We start from the raw sequence: 16,332 nt of genomic DNA, 5'->3' as shown, positions 1-16,332 counted from the left end.
AAGTTCAAAGGTCAGATGTACACCTATTTGAAAATCAACATTTCATTATCCATCAGGAAGCTAAAATTAAGGGGGAAGTTAAGTAATGACTACAAACATTAACGAGAAAGTAAAACAGTATATCAGTGAATACAATCAGAAACTTCAAGGACTTAATCAGAAGCTTCAGGATGCCAAAACACGCATCCAATACCTAGAATTAGAAGTTAGGATGCTAACAGAAAAAGAGATTCCAGAAGCGTCTACTATAAGAGTTTTAGAAGGTGATGGTAGCCTTGAAGCTAAATTGAAGAAAACTTTAGCTAAGTATCAGCAAGAACTTCAGGAGAAGCAATAAGAAGTCCTAATACTTACTAATGCCATAAAGCAATTTCAAATAAATCAAGGTGAAGAAGTCACTAAACTACACCGCCTATTCAGTCAGGAACGTGCGGTACAGGAAGCTAAAGCTTATGCAAAAATGATGCACAATAAGAAGCTTTACGTTGATGCAATCCTTGAAGAATCTAAAGTGATTAAAGAAGCTAATAGCCTTGATACTCAATTACAAACCTTAATAATAGCATCAGGCAGAAAGCAACAAGTGTATTCAGATAACATAGTAAAAAGTAACCCTACTAACAGGAATCCACGTTTTGGCGGTACTTATCTAGCTATGACACATCAGGAACTAACACGATTTATTCAAGGCACTTACACGGCATCGGATATCGACTACCTGAAGAAGTACGCGCACAAGAAGGATTTAACATGATACCAATACTAACTGTTTTCACTATCTGTTTCCTAGTCGTTAAAGGTCACTTTGAAAAACCAGTTAGGAATCCATTTAACTAATATTAATTATCTAACTTCGTCACGATCGTGACGGAGTTCTCTTGTTTTGTTTATTAATAATCAATTAGGAGAAGTGAATGATATGAATCATAAGAAAGTAGTAAAAGAAAGTTGTGCTAACTATCAAAATGGTTTGTGCTTAATTCGTAATATTGAATGTCCGTTAGTAACTGCCTTTGTATATCGTGGGCATCAGTTCCCTACTGAAGAAGCTGAATGTAGTTACTTTAATAAGTACGTGTTAGGGATAAGAGAAAGAGATGAAGATACTTGTGATACTTTAACTGAAAATGTACCAGCTAACATAAAGAAGGTCATCTATAGCTACCGTGATTGTGCTTTATGTGGAGATAGCTTCAAGCCTTCTAATAGCCGGAATAAGTATTGTAGTAAGACCTGTACTAAACTAGCCAGGAAGCGTATTAACAATAGATATTACACTAATAAATCATAGTTAATTAAGACTGATGGGAATAGGCTGAAGTCTTAATTATCAAGCCTTAAAAAATTGAAATCTTACTATCTAAGGTGTTTAATCCTTTAGGTATATTTCAGCTGCCCATCAGTCTTAATTCATCTTAGTAGTTCCAGCGTAGGAACTCCGAATATCCCTTTCTATTTTCAACGAAATCCTTATCCATCACAACAAACATCCAACTTCGCCCAATGTCTTTTTTAAACTTCAATCAATACTTCCGTTCTTGTTCTTGTACTTTAATATTTAAGAGGACTATCCTTACTAGTTTATGTAAATATACGTTATCAAGGTATTCAATCCTTTTATAAATCTAGATACTAGTTAATTTTGACAGGTTTGAATCCGGATTTATTGTTGATATTTTTTTCCTTTTACTAAAATCTGGGGTTTCAAATTTATCCCACCAATAAAGTAATTTATGTTCATGAGGTAACAATTGGTCAATAAGAAGTACAAATTCAACTGAATTATTCATTGCTTTCTCAACCTTTTCTAAATTCACTTCAAAGAACATTTCCATAAAAGACCTTTGATTTGATTTATCTTCATATGAAGTTGTATGTATAATTGCGTTTCTGACTTTATTAACTTCTAAGAATTCTGTATACAGTTCTTTAATTCTTTTATTAGATTGACTATCTTCTTGTAAGAATTTTGGGAAAATAATCTTTTCCATAACATGAGTATCATTTACATTTCTTTCATGAAGTTTATATAAATCAGAAATCTCCCCTTCATCCGCAAACAATTGGTTTGATTTAAAATTGTAAAATAAATTAAAAAGATACGATTCTACAAAAGTTACACAAGACGTATAGCAAATTCTTTGTAAGGAAAAAATTTCGTATAAGATTTTTCTTCCTTCTTCGTTTTTTAAAAAATCTAATCTTGCGATTAATCCATCATTCTGTTCTTCTGCAAGCTGGGAATATCTTTTATGCCGTTCTAATATCCAATTCCATGAATTAATCAAATCAAAATATGTAATTAAATCTGGTATCGTGGGAATCAACCCTCTTTGTATATTGAAATCAATCCAGTGATGTTCTTTTATTGGTCCAGACCTACCTTTAAAAAATTCATTTAATGAAATAATTTTCTCAAATTCGCTACCTTTCCAAAACCTTTTCCCTACTTTCAAACCCTCCAGTTTCTCTCTAAAAAAACCAAAAATAATATCAACAGTCTCTTTAGAATCAGGATTATGAAAATGACCACGCCTTAGACTGTCATGTACTTGTTTCTTAAAAAAAGCTAAATCATAACTTTCACTAGACTTCTTCGGATTCTTAAGTATATCCCTAGCAATCTCCAAATTTACAAATTGCCCTACTTGTAGTTGTTTACCATTAATAATATTATAAAAAGTTGCTGCAATTGAATACTTATATAAAATTTTAGGTTCACCACTTAACTTCCGAAGAGTTGATGATTTAGTAAGGTATATTAAACTATTTAATAATTCCATTATTTCTTCCCTCCCTTCAAGACTAATTCAACAATTAATATGATAATCCTTCAAAATCGTTAAAGGTTTGCACCTTTTTGTCGAAATCCGCTTTAATGATTTTTACAGCATAGTAATAAAAATAAAACCGTTCCAAAGAAAAGAACGGTTCAATAATTTCATTTTCCAAATATACTATTTATCGGTGAGAAGGAATTGTATTGCCGTCTAACATCAGTGTCTGTCATTTGAATATACTTTCTTACCATAGACATATCTGTATGCCCTAATATCTTCTGTAATGAAAATGGGTCGCCACCGTTCATAACATAAAATAATGCACCCGTATGCCTGAAGGTATGTGGTGATACTCTTTTATTTGTAATTCCAGCCTTTTTCCCATAATCATGTAAGTTTAATCTCACTGTAGCTTGATTAATTTGATGACCATCATAAGTAAGAAAAAGGTATTCATCACCAAAATCTTCTGTTTCCTTCATATACTCTTTTAATAACTTTATCGTTTTAGTCGATAGTGGAACTGTCCTTGCTTTTCTTGTTTTGGTGTCACCAGCTTCTAACTGAATAAACCCACCTTTTAAATCAACATTATTCCGCTTAATAGCCACTAATTCAGATATTCTTACTAATGTATCCAGTAATACAAAGATGATAACTTTATCACGAAATCCAGTATTTAGTTCATCATCTATAACACCGAGTAACTTCTTTATGTCCACTGGGGTAAATGATTCTAGTGTGTCTTCTGGTGCTTTTACTGGTTTAAAACTTTCATGGATAGGATTATCAATAAACCCTTCAGTATAACAGAATCGAATAAATGCACGCATAGTCCTAATTCTAATATTCACTGTCATTGGTTTTAATTCCTTATCATGAAGCATATATCCGATATACGCACGGAAATCTTCTAAGGTGATACTTTCATTCGTCATATCTTCACCAAGAAAACCTTTTAGATATTCAAAGTGGATATAGTATTCTGATAAGGTTCTAGGTGCGAGTGCTTCAGTTTTCTTAAAGGTCATGAACTCATCAAACATTTCATCTAGTGACAATTCATCTAATACCTTTTTAGTACTCTTACTACCACCTTGCCCACGCTTATACTTACGGATTGTTTTTTGCATAAAAATAGCCCCCTATGAATTTTTATAGGTGACTAAGAGTAAATGTTATGTACAGTCTCGCTAAACAGTCTTCAACAGTCTAGTGAAAAAACACCATTTAGACCGTGTAGGAGAACTTTTATTAAAAACGCTGAAAAGGTTATTTTGGCGGGACTGTGTGGGAATCGAACCCACCTGACCTGGCACGCAGGTCACAAGCGGTTTTGAAGACCGTGGAGGACACCAGTACCCCATTCAGCCCTTTGTTTTCAAAGGATTCCAACGGTTTTTTTGAATTTATGACCACGGTTTAGCCTATAGCATTCTATAGTTAAATTTTAATTACATAAACAAAATTTGTCAAATCAGTTCATGTTTTCTCCTCTTGAATTAGTGACTTTTATCTATACTGAAGAATAAAGAATATATTCTTCTACTATTACCAACTAATTCTTTGCATATCTAGATTATTTAATTCCTTTTCATAATTTGAATATTTTTCTCGAAATGAAAAAATTTCTTCTTCGGACAAATTAAATAAATTTGGAAATTTATCAATCCTGATTAATGCTATCTCAAATTCCCCTAGTGCCATCTTTGCTTCAATTATATCTTCTCTAATTCTGTCTTTTGGATGTAATTTTTTAATAGATTCTATGTGACTTTCACAGAAATTAGATTTAATTTCAATATCACGAACGGTGTTAATGTTTCTCCAAATATTATCTCGTTGGTGTTTATTAAAATACTTATTTGCGTATTTATACATAATATCACCCCATATTAATTAATATAAAACACCCCTCAGATTTGAAGGGTGTTTCTCTTAATCTTCATCTCTAATTGATATTCCAGCCATATTTAGGTAGTCATCGTATTGGTCAATAACTTCTGTGTAAGGCTTATTAATTATTTTACCAATTAGTTTTTGTTTAAGTGATATACTCAAATCCATTAATCGAGGACTTGGAATAATCATTCTGTATCCATCAACTGCAACAGCATAAAATGATTCGATAGTAGCGCCATTAAAGCAGAGATAATATCTATTGTAGTAACCTTTTTTATCTGGGAAACAATTCAACCAATTATTTTCATAGGTTTCATCAAAATTCCTATCACTAATTATGCTTATCCTAATATCATGTATATAGATGTAACGACCAAAATCATCATCATATTTCCAATCCTCTTTATTAGAATTAATAATTATGTCAATGAAATTTTTAAGTTCCATTCTTTACACCTCCCTTTTCCTACTACTTTCGACATAAAAGGGGAAATTACCTGTTGACAAAAAAGTTTTTTTAAATTCAGGTATTGTCCCATAAATATAAAAAACACCTTCTAATAATTTAAAAAGATGTTTTAAATTTACCTCGATAATAATTCATGATTTTTCAATTCATAAATGTTTTCAATTAACATTTCAATAATATTGATTGCACTATATAATTCATCAGAAGTTGGAACAATAAGTTCATGAGTAGCAGCATTACCTATTTCTCTTATCCTTTGAAGAATTAATGTATGATACCAAATAATATATTGTTTCTCAAATAATCCGAATATTTTCCCTTCTAAACTTTCCTTTTTTCCATCTTGTGTTAGAGGTTTACCGTTTATGTCATATTTATATCCTTTTGTTATTTTCAATTCCAAACAAATTGCTTCTATTAAAGTTCTTAAACCAAGCCCACATAGAATATTATATTCATGATTATAAGAATTAATTATTTGATTGTATAAATCTTTAACATTATCAGGAACATTACTTCTAACTATTCCCCATATTTTAGGAAATTTATTTCGTTCAACTTTTGGTTCTTCTGGATATACTATAATTTCCCTTACAACATTATCATATAAATGGACTGATGCATAAGAAACATGGTCACAACCAGCACATTTAACTAGCGTATATATAATAGTAAAACTTCTAACTTCTTTTTGTTGTTGAAATAAAATATTATGATTTGTCTTACGACCACAGGCAGAACAAAATAATTTCCTATCTAATTCTTCCATTTTTTAATCACCCAATTATATCTTAACTTAAACATATAGCTTAATAAATATTTTTCTTGTTGTATTATCAAGAGACATTATTTATGTAGTATTTATCACAATCAATACAATTCCATTTTTTGTAATAATCATTATTATTTTGACTTATGAAAATATCTGATTATGGTCGAATAACAAATGATTGAATCACTTAGTGATCTTTAGATTACATTAGCAAGATATTGTCCTGTTTATGTTAATTTGACTTTAAATATCTTTTTAATATGCAATCTTGCACGCTAAATGTAATTTAACAAGATTGAACCAAAGTTTAATTTATAACTGAATACTAATAACTTTGATTATGAAAATTTATTTTATTAATTTTAGATATAATTTCCCCTATATACTCAAAAACCAATGAAAACTTATAAAAAGAATCGTCTCATTTGAGCCTTGACGATAATTACTTCATTGGTGGTACTTAAAGTAGTTTAAGTATTACCTCCTCCCCGTACGTTTTTTATTTACATGAGAATGCGTTAAACTCATCACATTACCGAAACATTAAAGTAATATTGCAAGGATGTTTAGTATCACAATCAACCACACCCGATATTACTTATACGGTAACTGCTGATTTCATTCCATCTTGCGTCGGCTCAGCTCACCTTGGAGTTTATTTCTGGCAAAACCCTCAGCTTCAAACTGCCATCATATTTAATTATCCTATATAGTTTGGTATATAATAATTTAACGAATTTGTTAAGGACTGGTAATTAACCCATCTATTTAAAAGTTTGCTTGAATATTAGTTTCTCAAATTGCTTTACTACTTCACAATTTCTTTCCATATCATCCTCTATGAGACTTCTGATGTATTCAGATTTATTGAAATTCGACCTAAATGCCATTAAAGCTACATAACGAATCTGAGAATCTTCTAAATAAACTGATGTATTTTTTGTCTTTTCCATACTAATCATTCCTTTTCCATTTGTTCTATTGTTTTATAGATTTGGCTTCTTATCGTCTTTAAAAGCTCAAAGTCATAACCAGCAGATATTAAGTTCCTGACAAGCACATTCAATGCTTGGCTATCAATTACTCTAATAATCTTTTGCTCTATACGGTAATAAGCAAGGTATTCTTTCGTTATCGGACTATATGATATCTCTTCTAATAACTGATTAACCTTTAGGTCAATAGCCATTGCTAATGAGGAAATATCAATATATACTGCTTTAAAGCTACTATTTAACACCAACTTTTCCTTTGCTTTTATTACCTCTATTCCATACATATCATGTTTTTTTAGAGGTACTATTTCTTTTCTTATATATATCAATGCCAATATTTTTCCTCCTTTATTATTTAATAGTTAACGTATGGGAAGGGGGGAGGATGTGAAGGTTCTTCCCACTCCCAATTCCGAACAAATAAAGCTGTACTTTAGAATAGATATGAAATGAAGAGGTTTTTCATATCTTCTATACTTAAACTTCTTCTTTGTATACTTTTTATGCTATCGGCATTTTCTGGTACTGTTTATACTTATATATTTACGTAACAGGAGTGTAAATTCTGCAAAAGTTAAATTGCTACTACCTATAACTTTGGTTATTGGAATGCTTTAAAGAAAAATGAAAAACCTAAAAGAAAAAACCCCCTAGATATACTAGAGGGCATTTATAGTCTTTTATTAGATTGTTAGTATTCTTAATCCCCCACAAAAAAAGCGGGCAAAAGAAATGAAAATACTAATCTCAAAACGTAAAGGTATAGGTTCCGAACCTCATCGGAACCACTTCTTGAAGCCTTTCGGAATTACCTTATGAAAGGATTCGGAACTACGCTCAGATTTATTCAGAAGGAGGTTTATATTTATCTTTGCTAATGGATAGTGTAAATGGTTAGGATTATACACTGCCATAAGCATACTAAGTTCTATATTTATAAACTCCGAAAATACAAATATGAGAAAGAACTCTCTTACTCAAACAGGAGTAGAACAAAGTAAATGGGGGAGGGGCTAATTCAAATAGTTTATTACTATCCGAACGAAAACCACCTCTCGCACCCTAATACATTTAATATGGGATTTTCGGCTTTATCTTTATCGCACTAAAGGATTCTGTAATTTACTTAAACACAGTATTCAATGGAGAAAAGACATTATGTTGTTTTTTTACATCTGTATTGGTCATTTGAATATATTTTCTTACCATACTCATATCAGAATGCCCTAATATTTTCTGTAGGCTAAATGGGTCTCCTCCATTAAGTACATAATACAATGCTCCAGTATGTCTGAAAGTATGAGGAGAGACCCTTTTATGTACTCCAGCCTTCTCCCCAATTTCCGCTAAGTTTTTTCTTACTGTGTTATCAGATAATGGCTCACCTTCATAGGTTAAAAAAAGAAAATCAGAGCTATAATTGTCTGTTATGCTGATGTACTCTTTTAACAGCCTAGTGGTCTTGGTTGAAATGGGTACAGTTCTTCCCTTCCTTGTTTTAGTATTAGCTGACTCCAATGAGATGAATCCTGCTTTTAAATCAACATTGTTTCTTTTTATATTAACTAATTCAGAGCATCTGACGAGGGTGTCTAACAACATATAAATAATTACTTTGTCCCGAAAACCCTTGTAAGAATTTTCATCCACTACAGCAAGTAACTTTTTTACTTCTTCTGGCGTAAATGATTCTAAGGTATCCTCTTTTGTCTTTACAGGTTTAAAATGTTGATGAATTGGTTCATCAATATAACCATTTAGGTAACAAAATCTCAAGAATGCTCTTATTGTTCTAATTCTGACATTTGCAGTAACAGGACTTAGACCCTTTTCATGCAACATGTAAGCAATATAGCTTTTGAAAAGTTCTTTATTACATTGTGTGTTTATAATGTCCGACCCTAAATAATCCAACAAATATTTTACATGCACATTGTAATCATGTAACGTTCTCTCTGAAAGACCCTCAATACTTTTCTCGATAATGAACAAATCAAACATAGTTGTTAAGGAATATTCTTCCTTACCAATTTTATTGGGGAAATTCATACTTTTCCTTGAATACATTCTAATTTTTGGCTTTTTCGACATAATAAAAACCTCCTACATTTATAATAGTAGAAGGCTACAGACTGTATTTATGCACACGGTTTCGTAAAACGGTCTACAACGGACTCGCTCAAAATGTGCAAATAAACCGTTGGGGAATTGACCCGACCAATATGTAATAAAATAAGGTTTGGCGGGACTGTGTGAGAATCGAACTCACCCAGCTAGGCACGCTAGCCGCGTACGGTTTTGAAGACCGTGGAGGACACCAGTACCCCATTCAGCCCCATAATAATAAGAGACATCTTTAATTATACTAATATATTTCCAACATTACAACAGGAAATACCGAAACATGGCGGTTTTTGTCGTTGTTGTCAATTGCTTGTCATTTTTTTGGTATACAGCTTATAATTGAGTTATACATAGAAAGAAAATTTCGCATTTTCCCATGATTCAGCACCCAGTGAAAACATAGCGAAAGCTTCGACAAAAATAATGGTTAGTGTAGGTGAACAATATGCCCCAAGATTGGTTTATGTGGTTGATTGTGTTTTGGTGTTTTGTGATGGTTTTTCTTTTTGCCATTGGCGGGTACTTTATGTTCCGGAAATTCCTTAAAAAGCTGCCCAAGAATGATGGCAAATCAGATATGGATTGGGAAGAACATTTCGTTAACGAAACTATTGAACTTTGGCATGAAGAACAAAAAGCTTTTCTCGAAGATTTAGTGACCCCTGTTCCCGAACTATTTCGGGACGTCGCTAGACATAAAATTGCCGGAAAAATTGGCGAGATTGCTTTAAACGAACAAGCCGCGACGATCAACGAGGATTTGATTATCCGTGGTTATATTTTAGCCACACCTAAACGTGATCACAAATTTCTACGAAAAAAAATGAAAGAACGAAAAATTGATTTGACCAAGTATGAACAATTTTTCATTTAAAAAGATTAACAAAACTCCCTGTCAAAGTGGTAGGGAGTTTTGTTATGCTATTATTTAGGATTTGTAAAAGCTCATTGTTGATTTTTTGCACAATGTTGATTGGAGCGGAAGGTGCTCGACTCCTGCGGGAGCAGCGGGACAGGTGAGACCCCACAGGCGCTTAAGCGCCGAGGAGGCTCACCGCCCGCCCCGCGGAAAGCGAGCACCTGGAGTGGAAATCAACATTCTAATTTAACTCCATTATTATAAGAAACAACAAAGCCCCGAATCATATAAATTCGGAGCTTTGCATTAGATTGATTCCGGTTTGATACTGTGTAACTGCAGGTGCAGCTTACGATAATTGACATACATCGCGATACGCCATGGGACAATCATGCCAAACGCTAGGATCCAAAACATTCCACTCAGTTCGCCCACATCAATGGAAGAGCTTAAGAAAGACTTCATAATGATCCGGATAACTAGAAGACCAATTAGTATAAACACAAACGCTTTAGATCGCTTTAAATAAATATCATTCTCTCGAATTTCAAAAGTTGACGTTTTGATTAAGAAAATTGAAAAGACCATCCCAACTAAGGCCGCCTCAATAACCTCTGCAAAAGAAACGTGGAACATTGGGAACAAAAACATTAACGCACCGGAGCTCATAAACACCGGAGGTAAGATAATTTTTTTCGCTGATGCTGGTTTTTTTGCTGCTTTCAATCTGACAACCATCACCATGATAGCCATAAAGGCCGCTCCAATGGAAGAAATAACTACCGCATTCATAAGATCATCCCATCTAAAAGATTTACAGTATAATTATATACAAATCACACAAAAAAGAAATCAATTTGATTTGTTAAAAGAAGCCATTTAAGATTATTCTTAAATCGCTATTTATTAATTTATTACCCGATTAATCGTATCAATAACCCGAGTTTCATCAAAGGGTTTAACGATAAAATCCTTCGCTCCGGCTTCAATCGCTTTCACTACCATTTTCTGTTGACCCATTGCTGAGCACATGATGATTTTGCAATCTGGGAACTCCTGTTTAATCTCCCTCACTGCTTCAACCCCGCCCATGTCAGGCATGGTAATATCCATCGTCACTAAATCAGGTTTTATTTGACTATATAATTGAACGGCATCTCTGCCGTTTTCCGCTTCGCCGGCGACCTCGTGATCTGATTTATTAATAATATCCGTTAACAGCATTCTCATAAATTTTGCATCATCTACAATCAGAATTCTTGCCATATAGTCCCCTCCTGCGATCGACTCAATGGAAGATAAGATGAGGTCGCTTGGATTCCAATTCCAAAATCTTATTTGTTGGCTGAGTTAAAGCTCAATGTTGATTGGAGTGGAAGGCGCAAAGACTCCTGCGGGAGCAGCGGGACAGGTGAGACCCCACAGGCGCTTAAGCGCCGAGGAGGCTCACCGCCCGCCCCGCAGAAAGCGAGTGCCTGGAACGAAAATCAACATTCTTGTTTAACAGTGCTTATTTGTTAAAAGCCAACAAAACCACCAAACAAATCAGACAAGAAAATAATTATTTTTGTCATCCAGTCAAAAAACAAAATGACTCCCATTGCAATCATAATATAGCCGCCAATTTTCATGATGATAAGATTGTGTTTGCGGATCCATTGCATTTTGCCAATAAAAAAGGAAAGGATGAAAAATGGAATGGCAAACCCTAAAATATAAGCAATCATATATGCTAGTCCTGATCCAGGGTTTGATGCCGCTAAGGCTATGACCGATACAAGAATAGGTCCAGTACACGGTGTCCATCCAGCTGCAAACGCCATCCCGATTAAAATTGAGCCAGCAAAACCAGATGGGCGGTTTTTTAACTCAAATCTACGTTCCTTCATTAAAAATTCAGGTTGGAATATACCAACTATGACCAAACCAAATCCAACAATAAAGATGGCACCTATTTGCCGAATGAGATCTTGATACTGGATGAAAAATCGTCCGATAAAAGAGGTACCAAAACCTATTGCTAAAAAGATAATCGAAAACCCAACAAGAAAAAATAATGTATGTAGTAAACTGCGTTTTTGCAGCATCGCATTTTCACTTTTTATTTCGCCAACTGACATTCCAGTTATATAGGATAGAAAGGCTGGATATAATGGTAAACAACAAGGTGAAATAAAGCTTAAAAACCCGGCACCGAGTGCTACAAAAATATTTACATCTGACATTGGTACACATCCCTTACTTTACAATTGTTTCTAAATCATTCTAACAAAAGTTTGATCCAAATGATACTGAAGAAGCTGTGAACAATTCATGATCGTACAGTAAAATGCGTTTTTACTGTACGTACGGTATTTATTTTATGTAAATATTTAGATAATGTAAATTTAATGTATTTTTTTGTTAAAATTGTCTTTGAATTTGCAGCAAATGAGGCTATACTATGAAAGTACGTTATTTTTATTGTGAATTATTTTACAAACCTTAACGATTCATACATATTTTATTGCTATATTTGTAATTATTTTCGAATGAAGGGAATTACTACAGTGTTAAAACATGAGTTGCTTTTGTTAATCGAAAAGAAACGGGCTGAATTGATCCATGTCGTTTCCGATAAAGGAATGACTTCTCCCGCAGCCGTCCGTCATAGTCAAGAACTGGACGAATTATTAAATAATTATCACAAAAAATATATAAAAAAAATCAACTAATTAATAAACAGATTGGGCCGTTTGATCCCAACCTGTTTTTTTGTTTTATGGTGTCTATTCCATTAATGAAAGCAGTACGATTTACCCATTTTGGAGCAAAAACATTTTATGGTAAAGACCTTTTCGGGCTAACAGCTCCTGATGTGTTCCTTGCTCAACTATTTCGCCATGATGGAGAACCAGGATCTGGTTAGCATCCTGAATGGTAGAAAGGCGATGGGCGATCGCAATCGTGGTTCTTCCCTTTTTCATTTTCTCAAGTGCTGCTTGAATGGCCTCTTCGGTTTCAGTATCAATGTTAGCTGTTGCTTCATCAAGAATGAGGATTTTAGGGTTAGTGACAATCGTTCGGGCAAACGCGATCAGTTGTCTTTGCCCACTTGATAAGGTTGCTCCTCGTTCGACCACCTTATCCTCGTACCCATTTTCTAGTTTTTCAATAAAGGTGTCTGCTTGAACAAATTTTGCCGCTTCGATTACTCTTTCATCCGTAATTTCATTGTGATGAAGGCGAATATTGTCCCTCACAGTTCCAAAGAACAAAAACGGATCTTGGAGAACGAGTCCCATGTTTCTCCGTAACTCATCTTTGGAATATTCCTTGATTGACACTCCATCAAGAACAATTTCCCCTCTATCAAACTCATAAAAGCGTATTAACAAATTAATGATCGAGCTTTTGCCGCTTCCTGTGTGTCCAACTAAAGCAACCGTTTCGCCCGGTTTAGCGGTAAAGGAAATGTTTTTCAACACATCCTGCTTCCCATCATAGGAAAAACTCACATCACGAAACTCAATCTCGCCATTTTTTACCTTATTTCCTTTGTCTGCTTGGTAAGGATTTATTTCGGTTTCATCTAAAAGCTTGAAAACTCTCGCCCCAGCGACGATTGCCTGTTGGAACAATGACAAACGCATCATCATATTATTGACTGGTTCAAAAAAGCGGTCTAAGTAATTGATAAAAGCGTATAGTACCCCAACCTCAATTGGGCTGTTAAAAGAGCTAATCCCAAAATAACTGAGAACGATTATAAGGGCCATGACATAAACCAAATCGATTGCTGGTCTTAACAACAAGCCTTCGATTTTGATATTTTTCATACCTGCCAGAAAATGCTTCCGATTAATACTGGCAAACTCCTCTCTTTGCCGTTTCTCTTGGCGAAACATTTGAATAATCGCCATTCCTTGTAAGGATTCACTTAGCTTGGCATTTAACTGGCTCAATCTTTCCCGCATGTCATGATAAATGAGTGAGCTAAATTTTCGATACAGATAAATGATCAAAAAAATGAGCGGAAAGATGGCCAAGCAAAAGATCGCTAACTTTACATTTAAGCTGAACATCGCCACAAAAATACCGATCATCAAAAATCCACTTTGAACAAAGGTCCCCAAAACGGTAACAAACATGTCTTTAATGGCTTCCGTATCGTTTGTGACTCGAGACACAATACTGCCTGCCGGTGTTTTATCAAAATAACGAAGACCTAGCTCTTGCACCTTCGCAAATAAATCAACCCTGAGCTGATGAATAATTTTTAAAGCAATTTCTTGGAATTTAATCAATTGAAAATAAGAAATTAGGACGTTGACAATTTGGATAGAAATGTATGCCGCTCCCAATCCAAATAGCGGCTGAAAGCTTAACTTTCTCGGTGTTAAGTAATCATCTATAAACACTTTAACAATAAGAGGACCAAGGACATCGCCAATTGTCGTCAGCAACAACAGGAAAAAGGCAAGGAGCATCAAACGCCGATGTGGCTTTGTATAACTTAATAACCGCAATAATACATGTTTCTGCTGTTTATTTTCCATCTCTTAACCTCCATGCTCCACAAGGTCTTCAAGTTGCTGTTGGATATACATTTCCTGATACCATCCAGTTTGCTTCATTAACTCATCATGGCTACCTCGTTGAATGATGTTACCCTTGTCTAGAACGATAATGGAATCTGCATGTTGAATCGCACTTAATCGATGTGTTGTAATCAAGGTGGTTTTGCCTAATCGATTTATTTTTAAAGAAGAAAGGATGGCTGCCTCGGTCTTGGCGTCCACTGCGGAAAGTGAATCGTCAAGAACTAACACTTCCGGATTGATAAAGAGTGCCCTGGCAATCGAAAGTCTTTGCTTTTGTCCTCCCGATAGTGAAACCCCTCTTTCACCGACGATGGTTTCATATTGATCAGGAAAAAGCAATATATCTTCATGGATGCTGGCGACTTTAGCAGCTTCAAAAATCTCAAATTTGTTGGCGGCAGGATTTGCAAAGGCAATATTTTCAGCAATGGTTGCTGAGAAAAGAAAATGATCTTGAGGAACATAGCCAATTGCGGCTCGTAGACTGTCGATTTTATAATGGGTTAGCGGCTGTCCACCAAAGTTAATCTTCACATCTTTCCCATCAAACTCACGGAGGAGTAATTTTAACAGGGTTGTTTTTCCAGAACCAGTTTTCCCAACAATTCCAAGTGTACCTCCTTGCTTTATCGTAAAAGCAATATCTGATAGGACAGGGGTCGCATCATTTGGGTAGGTAAATTGGGTGATTTTGTATTCAATGTCTCCACTAGGAATCGAATCAAACGCTTCTTTTTCATCCGTTATTTCCACTGACTCCGCAAGTAGAGTCGTCACTCGATCATAGGAGGCCCTCCCCAGCTCGACGATATTAAACAGCCAACCAAAGGCTAGCATCGGCCATATGAGTAAGCCTAAATAGGTGGTAAAAGAAATCAGTTGGCCAATCGATAAAGTTCCCGAAAGAACATAAAGTGAACCAAAACTGATTGATAAAAAGAAGGAGATCCCTACGATAATAGATATGGTTGGGTCATATAATGAATCGATCTTGGCAACAGCGATATTTTTAAGGACCACATACTCGGATTGGCGACGAAAATCGGCAATGTCCTCTTGTTCCTGACCAAACGTTTTAATCACTTTAATTCCAGAAATGCTTTCTTGTGTTTTATCATTGAGTGAGGAGAAGGCTTCCTGAGCTTTATGGAAGCGCTTATGTAAATGAGTTCCATACCAGCTTGTTAAGGCAGCCATAAGCGGCATGGGGATAAGTGAAATTAAGGTCAGTTTCCAGCTGATCGTTGTGGCCATCGTTACGATCACAAATCCACCTGTTGTTAGTGAGTCCACCAAGGTTAGAACACCCAGACCGGCTGTTTCTTGGATTGCCTGCAAATCGTTCGTTGCATGTGCCATCAGATCGCCCACCCGACGTTTTTGATAAAAGGATGGCGACATTTTTGTAAAATGGTGGTAAAGCTGTTTTCTTAACAGCATGGAGAGTTTGACCGCAGAACCAAAGATCTCTATTCTCCAATAATAGCGAAGAACGTACATACCACCCGCTGAGAAAATAAGAATGAACATCCATTTCAATAAAATACCTGGAGATAGTGAATGGTTTTGAATATGATCCACAATAATGCCAATTACTTTCGGCGGGATTAACTCAAGTAAAGCCACGATGGCGAGAAAGAGAATCCCGATCAAGTAGGCCTTCTTCTCTCTTTTAAAAAACCACGATAAATCAAGAAACACTTTCATAGAACGTCCCCCGACACTTTAAAAATTTACTATAATATTATGCTAGAACAGTTTAGTGAATAATGCAAAGTCGAAAGAAATAATAAGTCGAGCCATCCTTTGAGAAAAAAAAGAATCGAGACCAATTAATTTGGCCTCGAT

16 protein-coding genes and 2 tRNA genes are annotated in these 16,332 nt (G+C 34.8%); 4 read left to right on the top strand and 14 right to left on the bottom strand.

Translation table 11 applies throughout. The annotated features are described in order from the left end of the window. Positions 1–85: 85 nt before the first annotated feature. Positions 86–337, top strand: a complete 252-nt coding sequence (locus B1NLA3E_RS07495) for a hypothetical protein (RefSeq protein ID WP_015593237.1) — start codon at positions 86–88, stop codon at positions 335–337. Positions 338–883: 546 nt separating this feature from the next. Then, positions 884–1,291, top strand: a complete 408-nt coding sequence (locus tag B1NLA3E_RS07485; protein WP_144061438.1) for a hypothetical protein — start codon at positions 884–886, stop codon at positions 1,289–1,291. A gap of 334 nt (positions 1,292–1,625) precedes the next feature. On the opposite strand, the gene B1NLA3E_RS07480 is transcribed toward B1NLA3E_RS07485, so the two are convergent. The 9 genes from B1NLA3E_RS07480 to B1NLA3E_RS25055 all read right to left on the bottom strand — a co-directional run bounded on the left by B1NLA3E_RS07480 (position 1,626) and on the right by B1NLA3E_RS25055 (position 9,255). Next, complete coding sequence (locus B1NLA3E_RS07480) at positions 1,626–2,783, bottom strand: hypothetical protein (protein WP_015593235.1); 1,158 nt, start codon at positions 2,781–2,783, stop codon at positions 1,626–1,628. A 158-nt stretch (positions 2,784–2,941) separates the two neighbouring features. Further along, a complete protein-coding gene (locus B1NLA3E_RS07475; protein WP_015593234.1) occupies positions 2,942–3,913 on the bottom strand; it encodes a tyrosine-type recombinase/integrase in 972 nt (323 codons plus the stop codon). Positions 3,914–4,058: 145 nt separating this feature from the next. Beyond that, positions 4,059–4,155 (bottom strand) — tRNA-Sec (locus B1NLA3E_RS25060). A gap of 176 nt (positions 4,156–4,331) precedes the next feature. After that, positions 4,332–4,661, bottom strand: coding sequence for a hypothetical protein (locus B1NLA3E_RS07470; RefSeq protein ID WP_015593233.1), 330 nt, complete (start codon positions 4,659–4,661; stop codon positions 4,332–4,334). A gap of 57 nt (positions 4,662–4,718) precedes the next feature. Beyond that, positions 4,719–5,129: a hypothetical protein gene (locus B1NLA3E_RS07465; RefSeq protein ID WP_015593232.1), complete on the bottom strand. Its 411-nt coding sequence runs from the start codon at positions 5,127–5,129 to the stop codon at positions 4,719–4,721. Between the two features lie 137 nt (positions 5,130–5,266). Next, the gene (locus B1NLA3E_RS07460) at positions 5,267–5,920 is read right to left on the bottom strand and encodes a DUF4145 domain-containing protein (RefSeq protein WP_015593231.1); all 654 of its coding nucleotides are present in this window, start codon (positions 5,918–5,920) and stop codon (positions 5,267–5,269) included. A 961-nt stretch (positions 5,921–6,881) separates the two neighbouring features. After that, positions 6,882–7,253, bottom strand: a complete 372-nt coding sequence (locus B1NLA3E_RS07450) for a hypothetical protein (RefSeq protein ID WP_015593229.1) — start codon at positions 7,251–7,253, stop codon at positions 6,882–6,884. 787 nt (positions 7,254–8,040) lie between these two features. Continuing rightward, on the bottom strand, positions 8,041–9,009 hold the full coding sequence (locus tag B1NLA3E_RS07445; protein WP_015593228.1) for a tyrosine-type recombinase/integrase: 969 nt from the start codon (positions 9,007–9,009) through the stop codon (positions 8,041–8,043). A gap of 149 nt (positions 9,010–9,158) precedes the next feature. After that, positions 9,159–9,255 (bottom strand) — tRNA-Sec (locus tag B1NLA3E_RS25055). Positions 9,256–9,487: 232 nt separating this feature from the next. Here B1NLA3E_RS25055 and B1NLA3E_RS07440 point away from each other — a divergent pair. Then, complete coding sequence (locus B1NLA3E_RS07440; RefSeq protein WP_015593227.1) at positions 9,488–9,916, top strand: DUF2621 domain-containing protein; 429 nt, start codon at positions 9,488–9,490, stop codon at positions 9,914–9,916. Positions 9,917–10,207: 291 nt separating this feature from the next. Here B1NLA3E_RS07440 and B1NLA3E_RS07435 read toward each other — a convergent pair whose 3' ends face one another. The 3 genes from B1NLA3E_RS07435 to B1NLA3E_RS07425 form a co-directional block, all read right to left on the bottom strand. Continuing rightward, on the bottom strand, positions 10,208–10,693 hold the full coding sequence (locus B1NLA3E_RS07435) for a CcdC family protein (RefSeq protein ID WP_041580375.1): 486 nt from the start codon (positions 10,691–10,693) through the stop codon (positions 10,208–10,210). Positions 10,694–10,807: 114 nt separating this feature from the next. Then, positions 10,808–11,167, bottom strand: coding sequence for a response regulator (locus tag B1NLA3E_RS07430; RefSeq protein ID WP_015593225.1), 360 nt, complete (start codon positions 11,165–11,167; stop codon positions 10,808–10,810). 251 nt (positions 11,168–11,418) lie between these two features. Beyond that, on the bottom strand, positions 11,419–12,126 hold the full coding sequence (locus B1NLA3E_RS07425; protein WP_015593224.1) for a cytochrome c biogenesis CcdA family protein: 708 nt from the start codon (positions 12,124–12,126) through the stop codon (positions 11,419–11,421). 306 nt (positions 12,127–12,432) lie between these two features. Here B1NLA3E_RS07425 and B1NLA3E_RS07420 point away from each other — a divergent pair, with 306 nt between their 5' ends. Then, on the top strand, positions 12,433–12,615 hold the full coding sequence (locus B1NLA3E_RS07420; RefSeq protein ID WP_015593223.1) for an aspartyl-phosphate phosphatase Spo0E family protein: 183 nt from the start codon (positions 12,433–12,435) through the stop codon (positions 12,613–12,615). Between the two features lie 81 nt (positions 12,616–12,696). Here the strand turns inward: B1NLA3E_RS07420 and B1NLA3E_RS07415 are convergent, their stop codons facing one another. Next, on the bottom strand, positions 12,697–14,439 hold the full coding sequence (locus B1NLA3E_RS07415) for an ABC transporter ATP-binding protein (RefSeq protein ID WP_015593222.1): 1,743 nt from the start codon (positions 14,437–14,439) through the stop codon (positions 12,697–12,699). A gap of 3 nt (positions 14,440–14,442) precedes the next feature. Continuing rightward, entirely contained in the window at positions 14,443–16,191 is a 1,749-nt protein-coding gene (locus tag B1NLA3E_RS07410) for an ABC transporter transmembrane domain-containing protein (protein WP_015593221.1), read from the bottom strand. Positions 16,192–16,332 lie beyond the last annotated feature (141 nt).

This window comes from Bacillus sp. 1NLA3E, from assembly GCF_000242895.2.
In the GTDB taxonomy this organism is placed as follows: domain Bacteria; phylum Bacillota; class Bacilli; order Bacillales; family Cytobacillaceae; genus Bacillus_BU.
The sequence above is the reverse complement of the archived record's forward strand: the minus strand, read 5'-3'. Positions and strand labels throughout refer to the sequence as shown.

Coding starts and splice junctions, on each gene's coding strand:
- B1NLA3E_RS07495 (WP_015593237.1), top strand. CDS start 86: ATGACTACAAACATTAACGAGAAAGTAAAACAGTATATCAGTGAATAC.
- B1NLA3E_RS07465 (WP_015593232.1), bottom strand. CDS start 5,129: ATGGAACTTAAAAATTTCATTGACATAATTATTAATTCTAATAAAGAG.
- B1NLA3E_RS07410 (WP_015593221.1), bottom strand. CDS start 16,191: ATGAAAGTGTTTCTTGATTTATCGTGGTTTTTTAAAAGAGAGAAGAAG.
- B1NLA3E_RS07445 (WP_015593228.1), bottom strand. CDS start 9,009: ATGTCGAAAAAGCCAAAAATTAGAATGTATTCAAGGAAAAGTATGAAT.
- B1NLA3E_RS07425 (WP_015593224.1), bottom strand. CDS start 12,126: ATGTCAGATGTAAATATTTTTGTAGCACTCGGTGCCGGGTTTTTAAGC.
- B1NLA3E_RS07470 (WP_015593233.1), bottom strand. CDS start 4,661: ATGTATAAATACGCAAATAAGTATTTTAATAAACACCAACGAGATAAT.
- B1NLA3E_RS07435 (WP_041580375.1), bottom strand. CDS start 10,693: ATGAATGCGGTAGTTATTTCTTCCATTGGAGCGGCCTTTATGGCTATC.
- B1NLA3E_RS07420 (WP_015593223.1), top strand. CDS start 12,433: ATGAAGGGAATTACTACAGTGTTAAAACATGAGTTGCTTTTGTTAATC.
- B1NLA3E_RS07415 (WP_015593222.1), bottom strand. CDS start 14,439: ATGGAAAATAAACAGCAGAAACATGTATTATTGCGGTTATTAAGTTAT.
- B1NLA3E_RS07460 (WP_015593231.1), bottom strand. CDS start 5,920: ATGGAAGAATTAGATAGGAAATTATTTTGTTCTGCCTGTGGTCGTAAG.
- B1NLA3E_RS07480 (WP_015593235.1), bottom strand. CDS start 2,783: ATGGAATTATTAAATAGTTTAATATACCTTACTAAATCATCAACTCTT.
- B1NLA3E_RS07475 (WP_015593234.1), bottom strand. CDS start 3,913: ATGCAAAAAACAATCCGTAAGTATAAGCGTGGGCAAGGTGGTAGTAAG.
- B1NLA3E_RS07440 (WP_015593227.1), top strand. CDS start 9,488: ATGCCCCAAGATTGGTTTATGTGGTTGATTGTGTTTTGGTGTTTTGTG.
- B1NLA3E_RS07430 (WP_015593225.1), bottom strand. CDS start 11,167: ATGGCAAGAATTCTGATTGTAGATGATGCAAAATTTATGAGAATGCTG.